The sequence below is a fragment of the Campylobacter sp. 7477a genome, assembly GCF_014892335.1.
GTDB lineage: Bacteria > Campylobacterota > Campylobacteria > Campylobacterales > Campylobacteraceae > Campylobacter_A > Campylobacter_A californiensis.
Window position 1 is genome coordinate 98,164 of sequence record NZ_JADBJH010000004.1, and the last position, 19,994, is coordinate 118,157.

Annotated in this window: 23 protein-coding genes and 2 pseudogenes; 14 read left to right on the plus strand and 11 right to left on the minus strand. The window is 36.3% G+C overall.

Translation table 11 applies throughout. The features are described 5' to 3' along the window. Positions 1-53 precede the first annotated feature (53 nt). Together CCAL5182_RS02805 and purB are read right to left on the minus strand one after the other, a co-directional pair. A complete protein-coding gene (locus tag CCAL5182_RS02805; protein WP_336610195.1) occupies positions 54-1,454 on the minus strand; it encodes an anion permease in 1,401 nt (466 codons plus the stop codon). Positions 1,455-1,630: 176 nt separating this feature from the next. Continuing rightward, a complete protein-coding gene (gene purB, locus CCAL5182_RS02810; protein WP_169971860.1) occupies positions 1,631-2,977 on the minus strand; it encodes an adenylosuccinate lyase in 1,347 nt (448 codons plus the stop codon). 206 nt (positions 2,978-3,183) lie between these two features. Here purB and CCAL5182_RS02815 point away from each other — a divergent pair, with 206 nt between their 5' ends. The 5 genes and pseudogenes from CCAL5182_RS02815 to CCAL5182_RS02835 form a co-directional block, all read left to right on the plus strand. After that, positions 3,184-3,948, plus strand: a complete 765-nt coding sequence (locus CCAL5182_RS02815) for a DUF4198 domain-containing protein (RefSeq protein ID WP_336610196.1) — start codon at positions 3,184-3,186, stop codon at positions 3,946-3,948. A gap of 87 nt (positions 3,949-4,035) precedes the next feature. Further along, entirely contained in the window at positions 4,036-4,539 is a 504-nt protein-coding gene (locus tag CCAL5182_RS02820) for a chemotaxis protein (RefSeq protein ID WP_169937524.1), read from the plus strand. 151 nt (positions 4,540-4,690) lie between these two features. Next, on the plus strand, positions 4,691-5,104 hold the full coding sequence (locus tag CCAL5182_RS02825) for a tetratricopeptide repeat protein (RefSeq protein WP_336610197.1): 414 nt from the start codon (positions 4,691-4,693) through the stop codon (positions 5,102-5,104). A gap of 519 nt (positions 5,105-5,623) precedes the next feature. After that, on the plus strand, positions 5,624-6,103 hold the full coding sequence (locus CCAL5182_RS02830) for a 4Fe-4S dicluster domain-containing protein (RefSeq protein WP_442862137.1): 480 nt from the start codon (positions 5,624-5,626) through the stop codon (positions 6,101-6,103). A gap of 14 nt (positions 6,104-6,117) precedes the next feature. Beyond that, positions 6,118-6,207: pseudogene (locus tag CCAL5182_RS02835) on the plus strand (formate/nitrite transporter family protein); the annotation flags it as partial. An 80-nt stretch (positions 6,208-6,287) separates the two neighbouring features. On the opposite strand, the pseudogene CCAL5182_RS02840 reads toward CCAL5182_RS02835, so the two are convergent. Beyond that, positions 6,288-6,506, minus strand: a pseudogene (locus CCAL5182_RS02840) (helix-turn-helix domain-containing protein); the annotation flags it as partial. Here CCAL5182_RS02840 and CCAL5182_RS02845 point away from each other — a divergent pair. Continuing rightward, on the plus strand, positions 6,443-6,658 hold the full coding sequence (locus tag CCAL5182_RS02845; RefSeq protein WP_336610198.1) for a phage major tail tube protein: 216 nt from the start codon (positions 6,443-6,445) through the stop codon (positions 6,656-6,658). The pseudogene CCAL5182_RS02840 and the gene CCAL5182_RS02845 overlap by 64 nt on opposite strands. A 1-nt stretch (position 6,659) precedes the next feature. After that, positions 6,660-6,890 carry a phage tail assembly protein gene (locus CCAL5182_RS02850; protein ID WP_336610199.1) on the plus strand — a complete coding sequence of 77 codons (231 nt, stop codon included), beginning with the start codon at positions 6,660-6,662 and terminating at the stop codon, positions 6,888-6,890. A 111-nt stretch (positions 6,891-7,001) separates the two neighbouring features. Here the strand turns inward: CCAL5182_RS02850 and CCAL5182_RS02855 are convergent, their stop codons facing one another. Then, entirely contained in the window at positions 7,002-7,262 is a 261-nt protein-coding gene (locus tag CCAL5182_RS02855) for a hypothetical protein (RefSeq protein ID WP_170000584.1), read from the minus strand. A gap of 74 nt (positions 7,263-7,336) precedes the next feature. On the opposite strand from CCAL5182_RS02855, the gene CCAL5182_RS02860 reads away from it, so the two are divergent. Together CCAL5182_RS02860 and CCAL5182_RS02865 are read left to right on the plus strand one after the other, a co-directional pair. After that, complete coding sequence (locus CCAL5182_RS02860; protein WP_336610200.1) at positions 7,337-7,846, plus strand: phage tail tape measure protein; 510 nt, start codon at positions 7,337-7,339, stop codon at positions 7,844-7,846. Next, the gene (locus tag CCAL5182_RS02865) at positions 7,809-8,156 is read left to right on the plus strand and encodes a hypothetical protein (protein ID WP_336610201.1); all 348 of its coding nucleotides are present in this window, start codon (positions 7,809-7,811) and stop codon (positions 8,154-8,156) included. The genes CCAL5182_RS02860 and CCAL5182_RS02865 overlap by 38 nt, the downstream gene beginning before the upstream one ends. On the opposite strand, the gene CCAL5182_RS02870 is transcribed toward CCAL5182_RS02865, so the two are convergent. The 4 genes from CCAL5182_RS02870 to CCAL5182_RS02885 all read right to left on the minus strand — a co-directional run bounded on the left by CCAL5182_RS02870 (position 8,101) and on the right by CCAL5182_RS02885 (position 10,310). Continuing rightward, entirely contained in the window at positions 8,101-8,964 is an 864-nt protein-coding gene (locus CCAL5182_RS02870; RefSeq protein ID WP_336610202.1) for a GNAT family N-acetyltransferase, read from the minus strand. The two genes, CCAL5182_RS02865 and CCAL5182_RS02870, sit on opposite strands and share 56 nt — an antisense overlap. A gap of 226 nt (positions 8,965-9,190) precedes the next feature. Beyond that, positions 9,191-9,328, minus strand: coding sequence for a hypothetical protein (locus CCAL5182_RS02875; protein WP_336610203.1), 138 nt, complete (start codon positions 9,326-9,328; stop codon positions 9,191-9,193). Between the two features lie 21 nt (positions 9,329-9,349). After that, on the minus strand, positions 9,350-9,763 hold the full coding sequence (locus CCAL5182_RS02880) for an acyl-CoA thioesterase (RefSeq protein ID WP_169937551.1): 414 nt from the start codon (positions 9,761-9,763) through the stop codon (positions 9,350-9,352). Beyond that, the gene (locus CCAL5182_RS02885) at positions 9,747-10,310 is read right to left on the minus strand and encodes a hypothetical protein (RefSeq protein WP_336610204.1); all 564 of its coding nucleotides are present in this window, start codon (positions 10,308-10,310) and stop codon (positions 9,747-9,749) included. The genes CCAL5182_RS02880 and CCAL5182_RS02885 overlap by 17 nt, the downstream gene beginning before the upstream one ends. Positions 10,311-10,548: 238 nt before the next feature. Between CCAL5182_RS02885 and ciaB the strand changes: the two genes are divergently transcribed. Both ciaB and CCAL5182_RS02895 read left to right on the plus strand, forming a co-directional pair. Continuing rightward, on the plus strand, positions 10,549-12,387 hold the full coding sequence (gene ciaB, locus CCAL5182_RS02890; protein WP_336610205.1) for an invasion protein CiaB: 1,839 nt from the start codon (positions 10,549-10,551) through the stop codon (positions 12,385-12,387). Positions 12,388-12,389: 2 nt separating this feature from the next. Next, positions 12,390-14,753 (plus strand): putative bifunctional diguanylate cyclase/phosphodiesterase, encoded by a 2,364-nt coding sequence (locus CCAL5182_RS02895; RefSeq protein WP_336610206.1) that lies wholly within the window; start codon positions 12,390-12,392, stop codon positions 14,751-14,753. Here the strand turns inward: CCAL5182_RS02895 and CCAL5182_RS02900 are convergent. Beyond that, on the minus strand, positions 14,729-15,271 hold the full coding sequence (locus tag CCAL5182_RS02900; protein ID WP_336610207.1) for a hypothetical protein: 543 nt from the start codon (positions 15,269-15,271) through the stop codon (positions 14,729-14,731). The two genes, CCAL5182_RS02895 and CCAL5182_RS02900, sit on opposite strands and share 25 nt — an antisense overlap. 87 nt (positions 15,272-15,358) lie before the next feature. Between CCAL5182_RS02900 and CCAL5182_RS02905 the strand changes: the two genes are divergently transcribed. Next, positions 15,359-17,701, plus strand: a complete 2,343-nt coding sequence (locus CCAL5182_RS02905) for a putative bifunctional diguanylate cyclase/phosphodiesterase (protein WP_336610208.1) — start codon at positions 15,359-15,361, stop codon at positions 17,699-17,701. Here CCAL5182_RS02905 and CCAL5182_RS02910 read toward each other — a convergent pair. After that, complete coding sequence (locus tag CCAL5182_RS02910) at positions 17,698-17,886, minus strand: hypothetical protein (protein ID WP_169937563.1); 189 nt, start codon at positions 17,884-17,886, stop codon at positions 17,698-17,700. The genes CCAL5182_RS02905 and CCAL5182_RS02910 overlap by 4 nt on opposite strands. Before the next feature lie 122 nt (positions 17,887-18,008). Between CCAL5182_RS02910 and dut the strand changes: the two genes are divergently transcribed. Together dut and CCAL5182_RS02920 are read left to right on the plus strand one after the other, a co-directional pair. Then, the gene (gene dut / locus CCAL5182_RS02915; RefSeq protein WP_169937565.1) at positions 18,009-18,707 is read left to right on the plus strand and encodes a dUTPase; all 699 of its coding nucleotides are present in this window, start codon (positions 18,009-18,011) and stop codon (positions 18,705-18,707) included. Further along, a complete protein-coding gene (locus CCAL5182_RS02920; RefSeq protein WP_169999965.1) occupies positions 18,707-19,438 on the plus strand; it encodes an EI24 domain-containing protein in 732 nt (243 codons plus the stop codon). The genes dut and CCAL5182_RS02920 overlap by 1 nt, the downstream gene beginning before the upstream one ends. A gap of 5 nt (positions 19,439-19,443) precedes the next feature. Here the strand turns inward: CCAL5182_RS02920 and CCAL5182_RS02925 are convergent, their stop codons facing one another. Then, positions 19,444-19,965 (minus strand): ATP/GTP-binding protein, encoded by a 522-nt coding sequence (locus tag CCAL5182_RS02925; RefSeq protein ID WP_336610209.1) that lies wholly within the window; start codon positions 19,963-19,965, stop codon positions 19,444-19,446. Positions 19,966-19,994 lie beyond the last annotated feature (29 nt).

Genomic DNA, 19,994 nt, shown 5'->3' on the forward strand with positions numbered 1-19,994 from the left:
AGATAAGTAGTTTCACCATAGTGTCAAATTTTAAATTTAGAACATTCGCAAAATTACCAAAGTCCAAGCACTTTCCACCAAAGAGAGCCAACGCATGCCCAGATAAATAAATTTACAGCCGTAGTGATAAAGCCGAGTCTCCACCACTCATTTTGCGTGACATATCCCGCACCAAAGATGATAGGAGCAGGTGCACCGCCGTAATGCGTGATAGGCATCATCAAATTTGAAGCAAATGCCAGCAAAAGCGCCACTAGCATAGCAGGTGCATTTGCAGCTATCGCAACCGCACCAAATGTCGCATACATCGCAGTGATATGTGCTGTAAGGCTTGCAAAAAAGTAATGCGTATACACATAAATAAGTAGCAAAATTCCAAGTGCAACAACCCAAGATATACCGCCTACAGCGCCCGCTGCGTAAGCTGCAAACCATTTTACAAAACCAAGCTTGCTAAGCCCACCCGCTAGCGTGATAAGAGAGCCCATCCATACAAGCGTATCCCAACCGCCCTTTTCAGCCAACACATCATCCCAACTAAGCACCTCAAAAACGACAAGCACACAAACAGCAAGTAGTGCAACCGTAGTAGCGTTTAGTCCTGTTAAGCTACCGGTAGCCCAAAGTACTAACGCACCTACAAACACTCCTACTACAACCTTTTCACCATAGCTCATGTCACCCATTTTTTCAAGCTCTGCCTTTGCTATGGCTTTACCTTCTGGGTATTGTTTAACCTCCGGCGGATAAATTTTATAAAGCAAGTAAGGTATCAAAGCTATAGAGACAAGACCTGGGAGCAAAGACGCTAAAGCCCAAAGCGTCCAAGAAATCTCCACATGAAATGTATCTGCCGCAAATTTTGCTATTAACGGGTTTGCCGCCATTGAAGTTAAAAACATCGCATTTGTTATAGTATTGCCTTGCCAAAGCGTCTGCATAAAAAATGCTCCCGCACGCTTTCTACTTCCGTCAGGCTCTGAACCTAAAGCACTGCTTAAACCTTTTACGATAGGAAATAATATACCGCCCGCTCTTGCTCCACTACTTGGCATCGCAGGAGATATGACAAGGTCGCTTAATACTATGCCGTAGCCGATTTTAAGAGTGCTATCACCAACAAGGGAGATGATCTTATAAGCTATGCGTCTGCCAAGTCCTGTCTTTATAAATCCTCTTGCCAAAATAAAGGCACAAAATATAAGCCAAATGGTTGCATTTCCAAAACCAGCAAGCGCGTCTTTTACACTTAGAGTTTTTGTTAAGATAGCTATCGTAACGCCGATAAATGCTACAGCTCCGATAGGCAAAGGCTGCAAAATAAGTCCTAAGATAGTAGCAACAACGATAGCAAAAAGATGCCATGCATTTGGCGCTACTTCGACAGGATGAGGGCAAAACCATATTATAACACCCACTGCAATAACAATGAGAGATTTTGTTAATTTGTTCATCTTATATCCTTTTAAATTTCAAGGTATTTTATAGTTAGATACCGTGAAAATAAACCGCAAACTATTTTTAGACGCCCTTTGCTAGTGTGTAGTAAAATTTTAGTGTAAATAAAATATTTATTCATCAAGCCAAAAATTTTACAACTTCGCAAAGAGCCTCTAAAAGGGAGCGATTATTACTTTTTACTATCAGCTAGCACACGATCTACAAAAGCCGCACTCTCACCCACATAAAGCTCCGGATTCATTATCTTTTCAAGATCGGCTCTTGTAAAGTATTTTGCCACCTCATCACGCTCTAAAAGATCATCTATTACAGGTTTTCCGTCAGTAAAAGCTTTCATACAAACTTCATATACGATCTCGTGAGCACTTAGGCGCCCTAGCTTTTCCCCAAGATGAAGCATGACGGCTTCACTTAACATCGCACCTTTTAAAGCGTCCAAATTTCGTTTCATATTTTCAGGATAGACGATGAGATTTTCTAAAATATCGTTTTGTTTTTCAAGTGCAGCAGCTAGGCAAACAGAAGCGTGCGGCACGATATCCCACTCAACAGCCTCGCAACCCCAATCACGCTCATTTTCACACCCCATAACCTCTACAGCCAAAGGAGCTTGAGCACGCACTATGCGAGTTAGAGCGATAACACTTTCACAAACTTGAGGATTGCGCTTATGCGGCATCGTAGAGCTTCCTACTTTACCCATAAAAAACGGCTCTTCAACCTCGCAAATTTCAGTGCGCTGCAGGCTTAAAATTTCTCTAGCGATACGTCCGATAGTGCCTGCGATGATCGCCTCAAGGCTAACAAATTCAGCTATATGATCACGACTTGGATGCCATGAGATCACAGGAACATTTAATCCAAGATCAGCAAACATTAGTTCTTGCATCGCAAAACCTTTTCCCTCTTGAGAAGCCATAGTTCCTACCGCACCGCTTAGCTGACCGACAAAAAGGCGCGGCTTTATCTCTTCAAGACGCTCTAAGCTTCTTTTTATCTCTTGTGCCCACATGGCAACTTTAAAGCCAAATGTTATAGGAAGTGCGTGTATAACGTGAGTACGGCCAGCCATAACGGTATTTTTGTATTTTTGAGCGATCTTTAAACACTCATTATAAGTTTTTGTTAAAAGTTTTGTTAAAAGCGTGTGAGCTTCGCGAATTTGAAGCACCATACCGTTATCCATTATGTCTTGACTAGTCGCACCCCAATGCGCAAATTCACCGCTATCATCGTCAAAAACCTTTTTAAATTCTTTCAAAAGTGGCACGATCGTGATAGAACTTTTATAATTTTCACCTATCGCGTCGATGTCAAGCAACTGGGCTTTTGCGAATTTTGTTATCTGCTTTGCTTGATGCTCGGTAATGATACCAAGCTTTGCTTGTGCACGAGCAAGCGCAGCCTCTGTATCAAGCCATTTTTGCACACGATTTTCATCGCTAAAAATTTTTTTCATCTCTTCGCTTGCAAAAAGCACCCCAAAAACTCTACTGTCTATACTACTTGAAGCCATCTTATACTCCTTAGGTTGATTTTGTTGTGATTTGCAAATCTTTAGTGAAAGTATAACCGAGTGTGCGGACAAAAACTGACCGATAAGAAAGTAATATTAAATAAAATTTACAAAGATGGATTAGTTATAAAAATACAAAAATTTAAGCTTTATTCAAACAATATATGATATTATTATGATTTTAATTCTCAAAATAGGAGGAACTTATGCAGTTAAGTAAGGCTGTATCTATTTTATTATCAGGTGGGCTCTTTTGCTCTGTTTTGGCGCATGACTTTTGGGTAAGCGGAACAAATGAGGATAAATTTAATGCTCATATCGGCTATGGACACGACTTTCCAAAACCTGAAGCCATCCCCGAAAATAGAGTAAAACTCTTTAATCCTCTTTATATAGTTAAAAGCGACGGTGAAAAAAGCGAGCTAAAACAAAATGGGGCAAATTACGAATTTCAAGGCTCAAAACTAGCAAACGGAAGCTATGTTTTAGCTGGGGATTATAAACCTACGTTTTGGACAAAAGACAGTGAAGGCAAGTGGCACATGGACGGCACTAAAGACAACGTCAAAAATAGCGCATTTTGCGAGCTTGCTGTGATGAATGCCAAACAAATCGTGATCGTTGGCGATAAAAAAGACGAATTTATCCACAAGACTATCGGTCAAACTATCGAGATAGTCCCGCTTGATGATCCAAGAGATATTAAAGTAGATAAGCCTTTTAAAGTGCAGGTATTTTTAGAGGGCAAGCCGCTAAAAACCGGCAAAGTTACCGGAACTTTTGATGGATTTTTACAAGATAAGCACGCATTTTCCGGCACAACAGATCTAAAAGGTATCATCGAGATCGTAGCTTTAAGACCCGGAAAATGGCTACTTGAAGCAACTCACGAGAGAGACTATAAAGATCAAAACAAATGCGATGAAGAGATACTTCTTGCAACTCTTACGCTTGAGGTAAAAGACAAATAACAACTTCTAGCCCGTCAAATTTTTACAATGGCGGGCTTATTTATCACATTTTGGTAAAATATCTTAAATTTATATGCGAGAAATACAATGATAAAATTTAAGATAATTTACAAATTTGCACTTGTTTTCATGATATTTTTTACCGTTTGTTTTTTGCTATATTCCGGGGTAAAATTTAGCCTTGGCGAGTATAGCGATACTTTGACTACGGCTCATAAATTTTTAGGCTTTACACTGGGTTTTATTATCTTGCCTCATATCATCATCAACAGAAAAAAGCTCATAAAAATTCTAAACGAATTTTACGACCTTGCAAGCGCTAGTAAAAACCCATCTTTTTGCAACATGGACAGGCTAATAAAAGCACTTGAAAACTACACGATCGTAGAACTTGCTAAAAAAATGGAACTTGATGAGGATAAACTGTTTAACGCCATAAAAAACGGCGAAGTAAATATCAAAAACAAGTCCCAAACCCTAAGAGAGATAGCAAAGATAAACGATGAGAAAATTTTCTACACTCTTGTTTTGATTATGGAGCTTAAATTTGGCGGTAAAATTTCAGAAGAAAAGGCTTGCTCTTTTAATTAAAAGAGCGCATTAAGGCTGATTGTCGCTTGCGATTAGCTAGGATAAATTTAAATATTAAATCAAAATTTACGCTATGATTAACCACGGTTACTTTTCGTTTTATTAACAAAAAAGTGCTATCATCGCAAAAAATAAAACAAAAAGGACATATATGAGAAAAATCCTCCTATCTCTCGTTTTCTTATCACTTAGTGCATTCGCAAACCAAAATTTCGAACAAAGTCTAACAAGCTGTATCACAAAAAGCAACGAAAACGCCTGCAAAGTCGTTACCGACACACTTGAAGCAAAATGCTACGTTGGCGATAGAGTATCTTGCTTTTTCTTAGCCGACATGCTAGGACGCGGACTTGGTATCTCAAAAGACGTAGTTAGATCATACGAGATGTTTAAGAAACAGTGCGAACAAGGAAGTAGCGAAGCATGCTACGAGCTATCGGTAAAATATCTGCAAGGAAACGGCACTGAACATAGCTTTGACCTCTCAGCTGCCGCACTTGAAAAAGCCTGTAAGCTAGGAAGCAAAAGAGCTTGCGATGTCCTTGCTTTAGTTCCTAACGAATAACTCTTAGCCGACCCATGTCGGCTCTTTTTAATCCTTTTAAATTTAAAAATTTTATATCTAAACTTAAAAATATTTTTATTAATAAAAAGTAAATTTTTATTTTAAGAATTTACTTGAAATTTATGCTCATATATACAAAAAATACACATGACCAATATATCTTAAATTTAAATTTATCAATATTTTCTTCGATAAAAAGCCAAAATAAGTATTAATTTTTTACTATCTTAAAATAATATAAATTAACAATATTAGTATAAAAAATACAAAATATGTCAGATAGCTGACAGTAATTTTCTATAAATTCATATAAAATGACATGAAAATTTAATAGAAAGGGGTTAAATAAGATGAAAACTAGGTTTTATCCTGATAAATTTAAATTAAAAAAATTTTTCAGTATAGAGCATGAAATTTCATCTATTTGAGGATTTATGAAACAGCATAAATTTGTAATCGCCGATTATAAGCGCTGCATAGGTTGCGCCACATGCATGGCAGCCTGTTTTAAAAGCGCTTATGAGCGAGGCAAACTCTCTAAAGCAAGGACTGGCAGTTCTTCGTCAAGCAGCAGGTGTCATGCCGACACAATGCCGCCAATGCGACGATGGACCTTGTGCAAATGTCTGCCCTACGGGAGCACTTAGGTTTAACGATGACTGTATCGAGCTTCACGAAGAGATATGTATAGGCTGTAAGCTATGCACTATCGCGTGTCCTTACGGTGCTATCACTTCAAATGCCGAGCTAATGCCTTCGGTAAATTACGCAGTTAAGCCTAAGTATTATCTTGAGGTAGAGTCTCAAGCAGGTGCGAAAAATATCGCCATAAAATGTGACATGTGCTACGGAAGAGAGGGAGGACCGGCTTGCGTTGAAGTCTGTCCGACAAGCGCGCTTTTGATGATAAGCCCAAAAGACGGCAATCACAAACTAGGCAAAAGAGCGACTTCTCAGATCACCGACGCTTTCATGCAAAAAATTTTACAGGAGGCGTGAGATGATAACTGTTTATATGGCTCTTTAACTTTGCAGGCGGCGCTCTTATAGCTTATATGTATTACTACTCCGGACTGCCGTTAAAATACGACGGTTACAGGCTTTATGGCTAATCAATTTGAAATGAAAAAAGATAAATAATAACCCTCCTTTAAGACAAGGCTCGTGTAAAAGCGGGTCTTGGCTATATCACGTAACTTTGAAGCTTTTCAAAGTCTATGATCAAAAACTCATGAGGTGTTATCTTGCGGATGATATCATCTTTTACAAGCTCGTTAAACGCTGTTGATGCACTTTGTCTTTTTAGTCCCACAAACGATGATAAAACCTTTAAAGAAAATGGCAAAAACAGATAATAATACCCGTTTTGTTTTAAGTCTTGCTCTTTTGCAAGCTCTATTAAAAGAGGTTGAAGTAAGCGTAAAGCTCTCAGCTCACTTCTTAGATATTAACATCGATAACGTGCCAATGGTGGTTAAAGATGTAGAAAATATGATATGCCTAATCTCAGGCGTTGATTATATGGCAAAAGTTAGAAGTAATTTAGGAGAGTAAGATGAAAGAGATAACACTAGAAAACGGCGAAATTTTACAGATGCAAGAGCCTACCGTAAGGGTGCTAAAAAACGCGGATAAAAAAGAAGGCGAGATGGAAAAGGCTATTTATATGATAGCTACGCTTACAAATAAAACCGAGCAGGAGATTGAGGCTCTTGGACTAAAGGACTATATGTCTTTACAAAAAGCTTTACAGGATTTTTTGGTAGAAGCGGGGGTTACGGCATAGAAGCCGTCGCCCTCGTGGCCCATATCCTAAATTTCGGTTATAACGAAATTTTAGATACGGAAATTAGCGAATTTTTGCAATTTGTAAAAATCTCGCAAGAGATTTTAAAGGCTAAGAGCGTGTTATGAAAAACAGCTTTGTTAGGGTTTTATATGAGCCCTTAAATAGCTTTTTAAAAATAAAAGAACAAAGTATCGATAGGGGGATGGTTAAAGGAAAAAGAATAAGTGCCGCAAACGGAGCACCGATAATAGAGTAAAGCAGTGCATAAGGTTCGTCTATAAAAGCAAATAGCAAAACAAAACCGATAAGCACGGCAAAGGCTTTATTTAAAAACATATCGGCATTAAGCTGGGCGTTTATTCTATTCATCTTATCCTCTCTTTTTGGCAGATTATACAATATTTTTTTGACAATGGCACATAAAAACAAAAAAGGATCAAAAAATGGCTGATACGTCAGTAGGCATAGCTTTAAATTTAGCAGTTAAAGGGCTTGCTAATATCGATATGTGCGGGGCATCTATGAAAAAGCTTGCACTTTCTATTAAAGGAACAGGTAAAGAGGCGCGCCATTTGATGAAGGATTTAAAGGCTATTAAGGTAAATAATTTAAAGCTTGACGGCATAAAAAGACAAATGGACGGCTTTAAATCGCAAGTGATGGAGCGAGCCGCTACAGCCGTAAGCCTAGCAATGCCGGTAAAATTTGCCATTGATTACGAGAGTGCCATGGTCAATGTTAAAAAATACATTGAGTTTGAGAGCGAAGAGCAATTTAAGCAAATCGGAAGCGAAATTAAGCAGCTATCATCTCATCTTGGAGTTGGTTTTACAGAGATTGCCGACATAGCCGCTAGTGGAGGCCAACAAGGTTTAAAGGCTAATGAAATAATGGATTACACTAAGCTTGTAACAATTGCCGCCGCTTGCTACTCTAGCAGACGGACTGGCTAAGGCGTCAAATTGGTTAAGCGAATTAACCGAAAAAAGCCCTATCGTAAGTAAAATTATAAGCGGACTTGGCGTAGCTATAATGGGCTTTGCCGTGATTTTACCTGCCGTAGGTTATGCAGCGGCTTTTGTAAGCGGCGGGCTATTAAGGCTTAAAAACGTGTTTTTGCTCTTAAAGATTGAGGCCTCGCTGGCTACTATAAAATTAAAGGGGCTAACGGCTGCTCTTTGGCTAAAAGACAAAGCGATGAAAGCACTTACGGCCACGACAAAGCTACTAACTTCTTGTTATGAGGCTTGCAATATGCAATAAAATTGGACAAGTTATCAAAACTACACAAGTCTCTATACTCTTCTACGATGCATAAGGAGGTTGCAACAGACGAATAATTCGCACTTTGTGCATTATCGTCCTTCGTCCTATAAATTAGTATACAATCACCTTTTTTTAGTTGTTCGATACCTGACATTTTTGCTATATAAACCTTATGAATACTATTTGACTCCGACATATCTTTTAATATATTATAACTCTCTGTTTTTAACATAGAATCTGAAAACATACCGGTATGATATTTTGGATAAATACTTAAAAGATATTTATTACTTGTCGCATTAACGGTGGGATAATCTAATAATATATCTTTTTTTAGGGTTTGCATAGAGGTTGGTATATTTTTCGTTAATACTAACTCATTGATTTTTTTGCCATGCTGGACAAACCCATATCTTTTTAATAATTTTATTAAAGGTGCTTGTTTTTCAAAAGACGTTACATAGATATTATAAATGTTGTTTGCTACGGCAAAATCAAAAATCTTCTTTATAAGACGCTCTCCAAGCTTTGTCCCATGCGCATCTATTTTAAGAGTTCCTATCTTTAGCCATGTCGCATTCGTGTCAAGTGCTGGATTTATATCCGTATTATCTATTGGGCTTTCTATTTTTAGATACAAAAAGGCCACTATTTTGGTATCATCAAAAAGTATATATGCTTTTTCACCAGCGTTTGCTTTTTTCTCTATCCATGTATCAAAACCTTTATAGTCTTGTCTTAAAGAATCAAAAAAGGAATCAGATGTGTTAATTTCACGTATATATTTTTCTTGAATATTTGACATTTTAATACCCTTTTAAAATTTCTAGATGATTGTATCAAAGATTATCTAATTTTATTCTTTTAAAGCTACTGTCGCAATATCGGCGGGGATCTTTAAAAGTATTTTTTTGAATTTAAAACGATAATTGAAAGATTAAAAAATTTACGTTAGAAATCAAAGTGAGAAAATGTTGTTCTTAACTCACTTTGATTTTAAGCGTAAATCTACTTTGATTTGAAAAGCGGTTTTACATCACTATCTTTAGATCGTCAGAATAAAGCATACTTCCTTTTGATAGGATTTTATGCTCGAAATTCAAAAGCTCGCCCGAAGACAAAAAAGACAAACTCTTGCTGTCTAAAAGTCCAAGGCGAGTTTGCTTCATCTGTCTTCCGATACTGTGCTTTTAAAATCCATGAAGCTTTTTAAGCTCGGGATCTATCGGCTTTTTATGTCCGTCTTTAGTTACGCTTACATAGGTTGCTATAGCGCTTGTTACGCGCACACACTCGCGAAAACCGTTTTCGTTTAACCTAAGTGCGGTTACTTCTATCTCTGTTTTTATAGAAGTATTACCAACCTCTATGATCCTAGCATAACAACTAACCACATCACCTATAAAAACAGGCTGTTTAAATATCACCTCTTGCATCGATATCGTTACGACACGTTCAGGCGATATCTCTCTGGCCGCGGTTGCCCCGGCTAAGTCTATCTGGCTCATTATCCAACCGCCAAATATATTTCCTGCCGAGTTTGTATCTTTTGGTAAAGCCACAAGCTTGATACGTGGCTCTCCGAATTTACTTAAATCTTGCATATTGCTCCTTATTAAATTTTAATACATACCTTCCATATAAAACAGCAGACATCAAGCATAAAATATAGCCAAAAAGTTCAAGTCCTTCTTGCACCGTATTTTTTACGAGAGATGCCATATTTTTATCGTTTAGGACATGCATCCAAAACGACATTGTGCCAAAAACACGCGAGAACACAAGCACTACCGTTAAACCATAAAGCGCTACGATAAAAGATCTAGTCTTTAAATAACGCTCAAGCTCATCGTTTAAATGCTTTGGATATTTAAACGCATAAGCTATACTAGAAATAGCGACCAAAAGTGCGGGATAAATCCAGCTTCCATGCCTTATCTCGTCAAAAAATGCGTCTAACTCCCTTATAAGCATGGTAGTGAAAAACCCAAAAATTAAAACACTTAATCTATGAAATTTCGCTTTATTTTTAATGCACATCGCATAAATGACACATATTATAAGAAAAACCATCTCTTGAGTTACCTCGCTAAGAGAAATTTCGCCTATACTTTCTAGCTTAAATACGAAAAAATCAACATATAAGCACAAAACAGGCGTCAAGCAAAAGATGCAAAATATTGCAAAAATCTTAATCAATCTAAAGACCGAACCCAAACATATCCTCCTAAAAAACGTTAATTTTACAATATTTAATCTTTAAAACTATAAAATTTAACCCCTTTATGATAAAATACGAATTTATCGGCAAAATGAGGTGTTTAAGGCTCACGGCGTGATCTTGCTTATACAAAACTCATGATAACCTAGGTATAAAAACGGAGAATAAATGAATAATTTTAAAAGACTAAACGAGATAGTAGCTCAAAAAAAACTTGAACTAAATGAAATTTATAAAAATTTAAACAACAAACTCATAGATGAAGCGCTTGAAATTTGTGCGCTTAAAGGTAGTGGTTCCGAGCGTATGGCAGTTGCAAGAAGGATAATCGATCTAAAAGTAGATCCGCTTGAAAATGAGTTAAAAAAGCTAGGAAAAAGTGAAGATGAGATAGCTAAAATAAAAATCGCAATGTTTAACTTTGTGCGTAAAATTTATGAAAAAAGACACAAAGAGCTTATCTCTCAGGCTCTAAGCGAAAAAATTTTAGATAAATTTTATATCGCTTTAACAAAAGGCATGCACGACATAGGTCTAACCCTAAACACATGGCAGATAACCTGGGAAGATAAAATTTTAAACACAACAAACAAGGAATTTGACAAGCGCTTTAACTCCTTATCTCAAGCGGCTGAATTTATCGACAAAAATAGACTTTTTCAACTTGATGAAAATGGTCAAAAGGCAGACAGAACATACGGCGCAGTGGTGCAAAATGGCGAAAATTTCAGCTTTGCGCCGTATGCGGTTGTGTTTGAAAACGAGGTTAAAAACGTTAAAAATGAGTTTGAAATTTTGATACAAAACTTAAAAAATTTAAGCGATGACAGCGACGAACATGAAGCTTATATAAGGTATTTTTCAAAGCTAAGAGATGCCTTTTGCGAACAACAAAACGATAAAACGATAAAGGCCTGGCAAGAAGCAGAGATCGCCTGGATGGATGTTAAATCACCTCTTCAACCGGGTCATCCTCTAGAATACTACGAAGATGCTTACACACACGCGGTTGCACTTGAGTGGGATATACGCTTGGTTGATAGCACAGCCGTAAACGAAGAGGAATTTAAACAAAAAATTCTACAAACATACTCAAAAGTAAGCAAAAGTATAGGTGCTAAAAACGAACGCATGCACGAACAAGTAAATGCAAACGTTAATCGCACACAGCTTTATGTTAGTGTGCCGATGATCTACTACGGTGCTGAGCTAAACGGACTTTTTAGTGCACAAGTCGTGCCAAATGACGAAAGTGTAAGCGCCAAATGCGGTAAGAAAATTTTTGCCTTTGTTAATCACGTATACGAAAGCGCAAAAGCAAAGCCGTTTATGAAGCTAAGCAGTGAAATTTTTAGTAAGGAATTTTTGGATTTCGGGCGTGAAATTTTATTTTTAAAGCCTGAAATTTGGAAAAAAGTATATGAAATTTCAACCATCGGACATGAATTTGGTCATATTTTATTTATCGATACTGATACGGAAAATATCATGAACAAAGGTGGTGTTTTTAAATTTATCGAAGAGTATAAGGCGACTACGGGCGGACTTGTAAATTTCTTCTATCACGAAGATGAGAGATATAAAATGTCCGTTTTTCACGAGCTTATCGCACGCGCAGTAGGACTTATCGCATGGAAAAACGTTGGCGAAGTTAGAGCTTATTACTGCGAAGGGCTAGTGCATTTAAATCTTTTGTTTAAAGCCAAAGTTTTAGAATTTAAAGATACAAAGCTTAGTGTTGATTTTAGCGAACAAGGCTATGAGAGATTTAAAATTTTATGTCTTAAAAACTACGAAGAGCTTGCGACTTGTTATGCAAATAAACATGAAGCCGGTGAGTTTTTAGCTAAATTTTGTGTTAAACACGACGCTACTTATTTGCCAAAAGATAGTGAAGTTCGCAAATTTGTAGAGCATTTTTATGCACGTTATGAAGCCATAGGAAACGAGCTTGATACAAGTGGCGAATGGGAAAAATGGCAAGAAAAAGTTAAAAATTTAGGATAAAAATGACAGATAGGTTTTCACCGATAACAAGTGCTAAATTGGCTTTTATACTTTACTGTGTCGCACTTTTTGCGTTATATAGTTTTGCTATACATACAAAAAACACGATACTGTGTAACATAGTTTCGTCTATATCAAATTTAAGCATGGGCGCGATGATAACATATCAAATATGGGTAAAGCACAACTTTGATACATTTTGGAAGTGGCTTTGTATCGCCATTTGCTTTTGGGGTATAAGCGATGTTTTTTGGCTATATCATGACTTTATCGGTTTTAAAAACAGTGAGATAGAAACCACCTATATCGTGCAAGTAATGTATCTTGTGCCGATATTATCTGTATTTACCGCAGCTTTGTTAATGTTTGAATACAGCATGAAACAATACGCAAAGATGCAGTCTTTTGTCGATATTAGCGTTTTGATCATCATGTATATGAGCTTTTTTTGGTTTGTCGTTTTTGAAAGTAATATCGAAATTTTCTTCTCTGTCAAAGAGACGTTTCACTTTCTTTATCTAGTACTTAACGTCATCACTTTTACAGTTGCTTTTATCGTTTATCTTGCGATAGATACCAGACACATCAAACGACACAAGTCCTTTTATATGGCACTTATTGCCATCATCATGTTTGGAATTTATGATATGTATTACTCCATATCTGTCGTCAAAGGTAAAATTTTAGCCAATACATACTACGAACTCGTGCTAGAAATTATATTTTTTATAGTGCTTATCGCCTCATTTTATGCAAAAGACGGCGACGTAAAAAGAAAATTCGGTAAAAACAAGGAAGCCCCAAATGTTATCTTAATAAGCAAACTCGGGCTACTCGTCTCGCTCATCATTGTTGCTATCTTAGTGAGAGGACGAATAGACCTGACATGGATATCCGTTGTTATGGTTTTACTGCTTTTTTACGGCGTTTTAACACATAACATCTCAAACGTGAAACATAACCAAGCCCTAACAAAAAAAGAGTATATCTTAAGACGAAATTTAGATGGCATCATAAAAGACAGGATAAAAGAGCTAAACAGCAAAAGCGAACAGCTAAAAAAGCTTAACCACATCGACCCGCTAACCGGCGCGCTAAACCGCGAATACTTTTTAGAAAAATTTGGCGAATTTATAAAGACAAAGCCGATTGGCCAAACAACTGATGTTTATAGTCTTGATTTAAAACGCTTTAAAGTCATAAATAATGTTTACGGGCGCTATATAGCCGATGAAGTTTTAATAGCTTTGGTGGAGAAATTTAAAAAGATATTTTCTAAAAATTCTCTCATATCAAGGTTTAGTGGAAGTGATTTTGTTATAGTTTCAAGATCCGGCAGTGCAAACGCAAGACGCGAAACGATAAATAAACTTTTAGCCACTATACAAGATCCTATCACGATAAACGATCATACGATCCACCTTAAGGCAAATATCGGCATAGCTCAAAGCGAAACCAGCGAGATAAAGCCTAGCGACCTACTATCTTACGCTAACTTCGCACTTGCAGAAGCCAAAAAGGACTCAGGCAAAGACTTTGTGGTATTTAGCGACGAGCTTATGACTCAGATGCAAGAGCAAAACTACATCAATATGCTAATATCTACTATGGATTTTGATAAAGAGCTGGACTTAAATTTCCAACCTCAATACAACCTAAAAAGCGAGAAGCTAACCGGAATGGAAGCACTTTTATACTGGAAGTCACCAGTAAAGGGCTTTATACCCTCCTCGCAGTTTATCCCCATAGCAGAGCAAAGTTCTCTCATAGTAGACATAGGTCAATGGGTATGTAATAAAGCTATCAAACAAATGGCAACATGGAGTCACAAATACGATCTTAAAGAGCTAAAACTACACATAAACGTCTCTCCAAAACAGATAGATAATACAAATTTCATACAAAATATCATGATGCTCTTAACCACCAACAGGCTTGAGGGCAGTTCTCTTGGTATGGAGATAACAGAGATGAGTCTTATAGATAACGAAAACCTCGTGCAAAATAGCCTTTTTGTGTTAAAAAATCACGGTATAACACTGTCTATAGATAACTTTGGCGCAGGATTCTCATCGATCGGTTATGTTAAAAAATTTAAATTTCATAAGCTAAAAATAGCAAAAGAGCTGATCCAAAATATAGCCACAAACAGCCAGGACAAAGAGATAGTAAAGACAATTATAGAGTTAGCTAAAAGCATGGGACTAAAGAGTGTAGCAGAAGGTATAGAAAACAAGGAGCAACTTGAAATTCTAAAAGAGCTTGGCTGTGACGAAGGTCAAGGATATCTGCTATCAAGGCCGATGAAAGCAAGCTCTTTTGAAAAGCTTCTTAAAAAGATTTACGCTAAAAATACACTTTCATAGTCGAGTTTTTCATATCTTGCGATAGGTTTTTTTGTATTTTTGGCTATCTTTTTGATAAGCTCAGTGCTCTCGTCGTCTTTTGGTATTATGATGTGAATTTTGTCGTGCAAAAATATCACAAAGATATTTTTAAGCTCATAAATTTCACTAACTCTATCAAATTCAAATTTCTCTTTATCTGAAATTTCACTCTCATAAAATGCAAAATATTCATCATTTACTGCAAATTTCATACTTTTTTGACTATCTTCGCCCTTTATCTTTCTAAGCGCATTTAGTCTTTTTCGTTTTAAAAACACAGGATAAGCAAAAAGCCAAATCACACCAAAAATAATACCCGCGATCGTGTAATACTGCGTATTTGCAAGCTTATCCACAATAAAGCCTGCTATCATAGCCTCGGCAAAAACACCAAGAGTGTTAAAAAAATGCTGGTTACGTGCGCGCCTTGAGCCAAAAAGCACAAAGGCATGATAATCAAGCACGTCCTTGCTTGTCAAAACAACATCTTTTATCATTAAAAGCTCCTAAATTTTTTGTTGATTATATCTAAAAACAAGGATTAAATTAGTATAATCCCTATTATTTTGCAGGAGAAAAGTGCTTTGTTCAAGCGTTTGTTTGCCACCTTGGATGGGGCTCAAAAAATCGCCATTATCAGCGTAGGGGTTTTATTTGCGCTTACTTGCTTGATGTCGATTTTAGGCTATGTTTACTTTCAAATTTTATTCTACACTTTAGCCTTTTTTATCATAGTCCATACATCCTATAGATACATAACAGCTCCTCAAACGATAAGATATCACTGGCTTTGCGTCTGTCTCGCGGCTATATTTTTAGTAGCTGCCGATATTTTGTGGCTCTTTTATAGTTTTATACTGCTAGCCTCTTATGATAGATATAATTTCTTAAATATCGCGTATATATTTCCATCTTTGTTTGTGCTATTTGCCATATCCATGTTTTTATACACTAAATTTAAAGAGATGAGGGCAAAGGCGGCTATATTTGCACTAGACTCGATAAGTATATTTTTATTTATCGCAACCATGCTCTTTAATGCGATTAGAAATTTCGACATAAATTTGATATTTACAAGCGCTGATCACTTTACATCTTTTGCAAACATCATCATAAACTCCCTTATCGCGATCATAACGCTTAGCATCCTAATAAACGCAGGACTTATCAAGATAAGAGTAAGCGGCTTTTATCTACTAGTATCTGTGCTACTATTTGCCGTAATAAATTTATACATATACGCCATTCCGTGCTGCGTATATAAGAGCACAAATGTTTTATATCTCATTTGTGCCTTGGTGTTTATGATAGGTTCGTTCAAATTAAAAACATCAAATGAGATCATCGTCCCAAGGAAAAACAGCCCCACTGTCATTTCAAAGATATTGCCGATCATTACGATTATCATACTTATGGTATATGGCGACTTTACTTCTCTAGTAAGTGTATTTATACTTTTTGTAGTCGTATCACACTCGCTAGTTAGCTACTACATAAAAAACAGCATAGCTACAAATGAAATTTTACAGCGCGAACTTAAACTACATGCCGAGCTTGAAAAGATCATGCACGATCGCACAAATGAATTCATTCTTGCAAATTTAAAACTTCAAGACATATCTGAAAGAGACTATCTCACGGGTCTTGGAAGTAGAAATTTTTTAATAAAAAATTTAAAAACCGCTATCGAGTCCATAGGCAAGCAAGATGAATTAGTTGTTTATTGTATAAATATAAACAACTTTAGATCCATAAACACATCATATGGCCACGGGATAGGTGACAGGGTGCTAAAAGCCTTTGGTAGAAGACTTGTTGATATTTGCGATAGTAACGAATTTATCTCTCGTATCGGAGCTGATGAGTTTATAATCTTTGCCAAAATGGGTAAAAACAGCAAAAGCGAATGCCTAAAGCTAGCAAATACCATAAAAGACGGCGTGCAAGAGCATATATTTATAGACAAATACCATTTTAGACTAAACTGCACGATAGGCTTTTATATCACAGACTACACTAGCAGGAAGATCGATGTCTCAACAGCCATCAAAAATGCCTACAGAGCAATGTGTTTTGCTAAACAAAAACCAAGTCTTAACCCACTAGAATACGATGAAAAGATCGATAAAACAGTTCATATCAACCTCCAAATGGAAGCCTTGATACAAACTAATGAATTTGAAAAAGAATTTAAGGTATTTTACCAACCGATATTTGATGTAAAAAACAAAAAGATCATAGACGCCGAAGCTCTTTTAAGGTGGGATAGCAAGGAGCATGGATTTTTAGAAGCGTCGGCTTTTTTAGATATCTTTAAAAACACAGAAATTTTAAGCAAATTTTGTGGTCTAACTTTTGAAAAAACGATAAGACAAATTTCAAGATGGCAAAAAGCAAACATCACCCTACCAAAAATCAGCATAAACATCGCTCCATCAAAGATAGACAAGATGGATTTTGCATTTAGCGCTAAGAATGTTCTTGAAAAATACAACGTAGACCCAAATTCAATACAACTTGAACTAACCGAAACCGTTTGGACAAACTCCACAAAAACTGTGGATCAAATTTTTACTATACTAAAAGACACCGGTATAGACGTGCTTATAGATGACTTTGGAACAGGTTACTCATCTCTGACTTATATAAAAAGATACGATATAAAGGGCATAAAAATAGCAAAAGATTTTATCTTAGACCTTGCAACCAGCAAAGCCGATAGGCAAATCGTAAAAACAGTCATGCAACTTGCCAAAAACATGAACATAAAAGTAACGGCAAAAGGTGTGGAAAGTAAAGAAATTTATGATGAGCTTTTAAAACTAGAGTGCTACGAGATGCAGGGGTATTATATATATCGTCCGATGAACGCGGAGGAATTTGAGGAGTTTTTAAGAAACAATCCTCAAACGATCACTCCGGCTTAAATTTCAGCTTTAATTTCTTCGTTTGATTTAACAACCATACCAGAACCATGTATCACACTTGGAACACAGCTAGTGCAGATATCAACCTCTTCGCCGTTTTTATGTGCACGGATAAAAACTGCATTTGTGTCATCAACACTCTTTAAACCGCAAACGTTGCAAACAACAATGTTGTTTTCTCTCATCTTTTCTCCTTTGAAATTTTGTGTATTCTACCTGTTAAATTTTAAATTTTAGATGACTTACGTCAAGTTTAGACGTTATAAGGCTTTTTTTTGTATAATCCTAAAAATTAAAAAGGTGAACAATGAAAGAGATAGATATAATTTTAGAAATGCTTAAACTCCAACAAAGCCTAAACGACGAAACAAACGGCATAGGCTGGGAAGACGGATATACCAATAAAAACAAGCTAATCAGCTGGAAACGTTGTATATACATGGAATGTGCCGAGCTTATAGATAGCTTTGCTTGGAAACATTGGAAAAGTATAAACGCCCCAACAAACGAGCAAAATTTACGCATAGAAGTCGTTGATATATGGCACTTTGTTATGAGCTTGATGTTGCAAATTTACCATACAAATCGTATCGGCGACATAAATACTCTTGCTCAAAATATCTGCAGCGCAAGCGGATTTGCACGCTTTTGCAAAGAGCCACTAAAAGTAGAAGAAGAAAATATTTACGAGATCATAAACGAGATCGAGAGGTTGATACACGAAAGTAGTGGATTTAAATATGACATCCACAATATGCTTGAAATTTACTTCTCGGTAGCCTTAAAATGCGGAGTAAATTTATACTCTCTTTATGAGTGCTATATCGCTAAAAACATTCTAAATCGCTTCCGCCAAAACAACGGCTACAAAGAGGGAACGTATAGTAAAATTTGGAATAGCAAGGAAGATAATGTCGTTATGAGCGAAATTTTATCTAACGGGCTTATAAGCATAGATGAAATTTATGCCGCTTTACAGAGCGAATACGACAAAGTTAAAAAATAATGTTAGAAAATTTTAGGCTTAGCTATAAAGATTTTTTAACAAAAAAATTTATAACACTTTCTATCTTACCGCTTGTTTGTAGTGTTTGTCTACTTGGAGTAGGACTATTTATAGCCGGCTCTAGTTTGGGCGAGAATTTTATGCAGATGAGCCAAAGCGGGGATTTTGGTTATTTTAATCTATCCAAATACCCGCTTGTAATGCAAATTTTAACAAATGAGATCACGACTTTTATACTAAGTGCCGCTTTTTATGCTCTAGGGACCTACGTCATGCTTGTTCTTAGTGTTATCGTTGCACTTGTTATAGCCGGATTTTTAACGACTGTTGTTACAAACGAGATAAACAAAAGACATTATAATCTCGAGTTTAAGCCAGTTTCAACGGTTTTTACTTTAAGGCTTACCGCAAAAGTTATAGTTAAATTCCTAGCCCTTTTGATAGTTTGTTTGCCTTTTATATTTGTGCCATTTTTGCATTTTTTTATTATAAATATACCGTTTTTATATCTTTACCATAAGCTTTTGCTTATAGATGTCGGCTCAAACACTCTTAATGAAACAAAATTTCACATCGCCTGGCTTGACGGTGGAGGAATTTGGTTTAAGCTTGCTTGCGGTCTTTTTTACCTACTTTCGCTTGTGCCTCTTTTAGGACTATTTTTGCAGCTATTTTTTATAATTTTTCTTTCGCATTTGCTGTTTCAAAAACAAGCCGTTAGTAAATTTTAGTTTATTTAAGCGTAAAAATACAGCTTATTTGTCTGGTCTATTAACCTATCAAATAGCCTTTTTGACGCATCTAAAAGATCGTTGTTTGCTTTGTTGGTTTCTAAAAGTTTGTCAAATAATTTAAGAACGTTATCATTTATCATATTTTGGTGATTATCATTTTTGGCTTGTGGAAGTTTTGGTTTTATACTATTTGCAAGTTCAGTTATACTTTGGTTTGTGCCTGCGATCTTATCTGCATCTTTGACATTTTTCATAAATTCATCAACTTGCGGAGCGATCTGTTTTAAAGCCTCATTAAGCTCTGCCAAGTCTTGCTCGTCAAGCCCATCGCCAACATAAGAGAAATTATATCCGTATTCATGCGTTAAAGTTAAGCTTCTTGAGCTTTGATTATGCGAGCTTTGACTTGAGTATTCTAGGTTTTTGTTGTCATACATCGAGAAATTTATCTGATCTCCCGAGCTTGTTTTAAACGAAAAATCAAAATTATTATAACTTCCTTGTGAATAAAAATTTGTTTGCATTTTAACTCCTTTGCCATCTTAGATCGGCA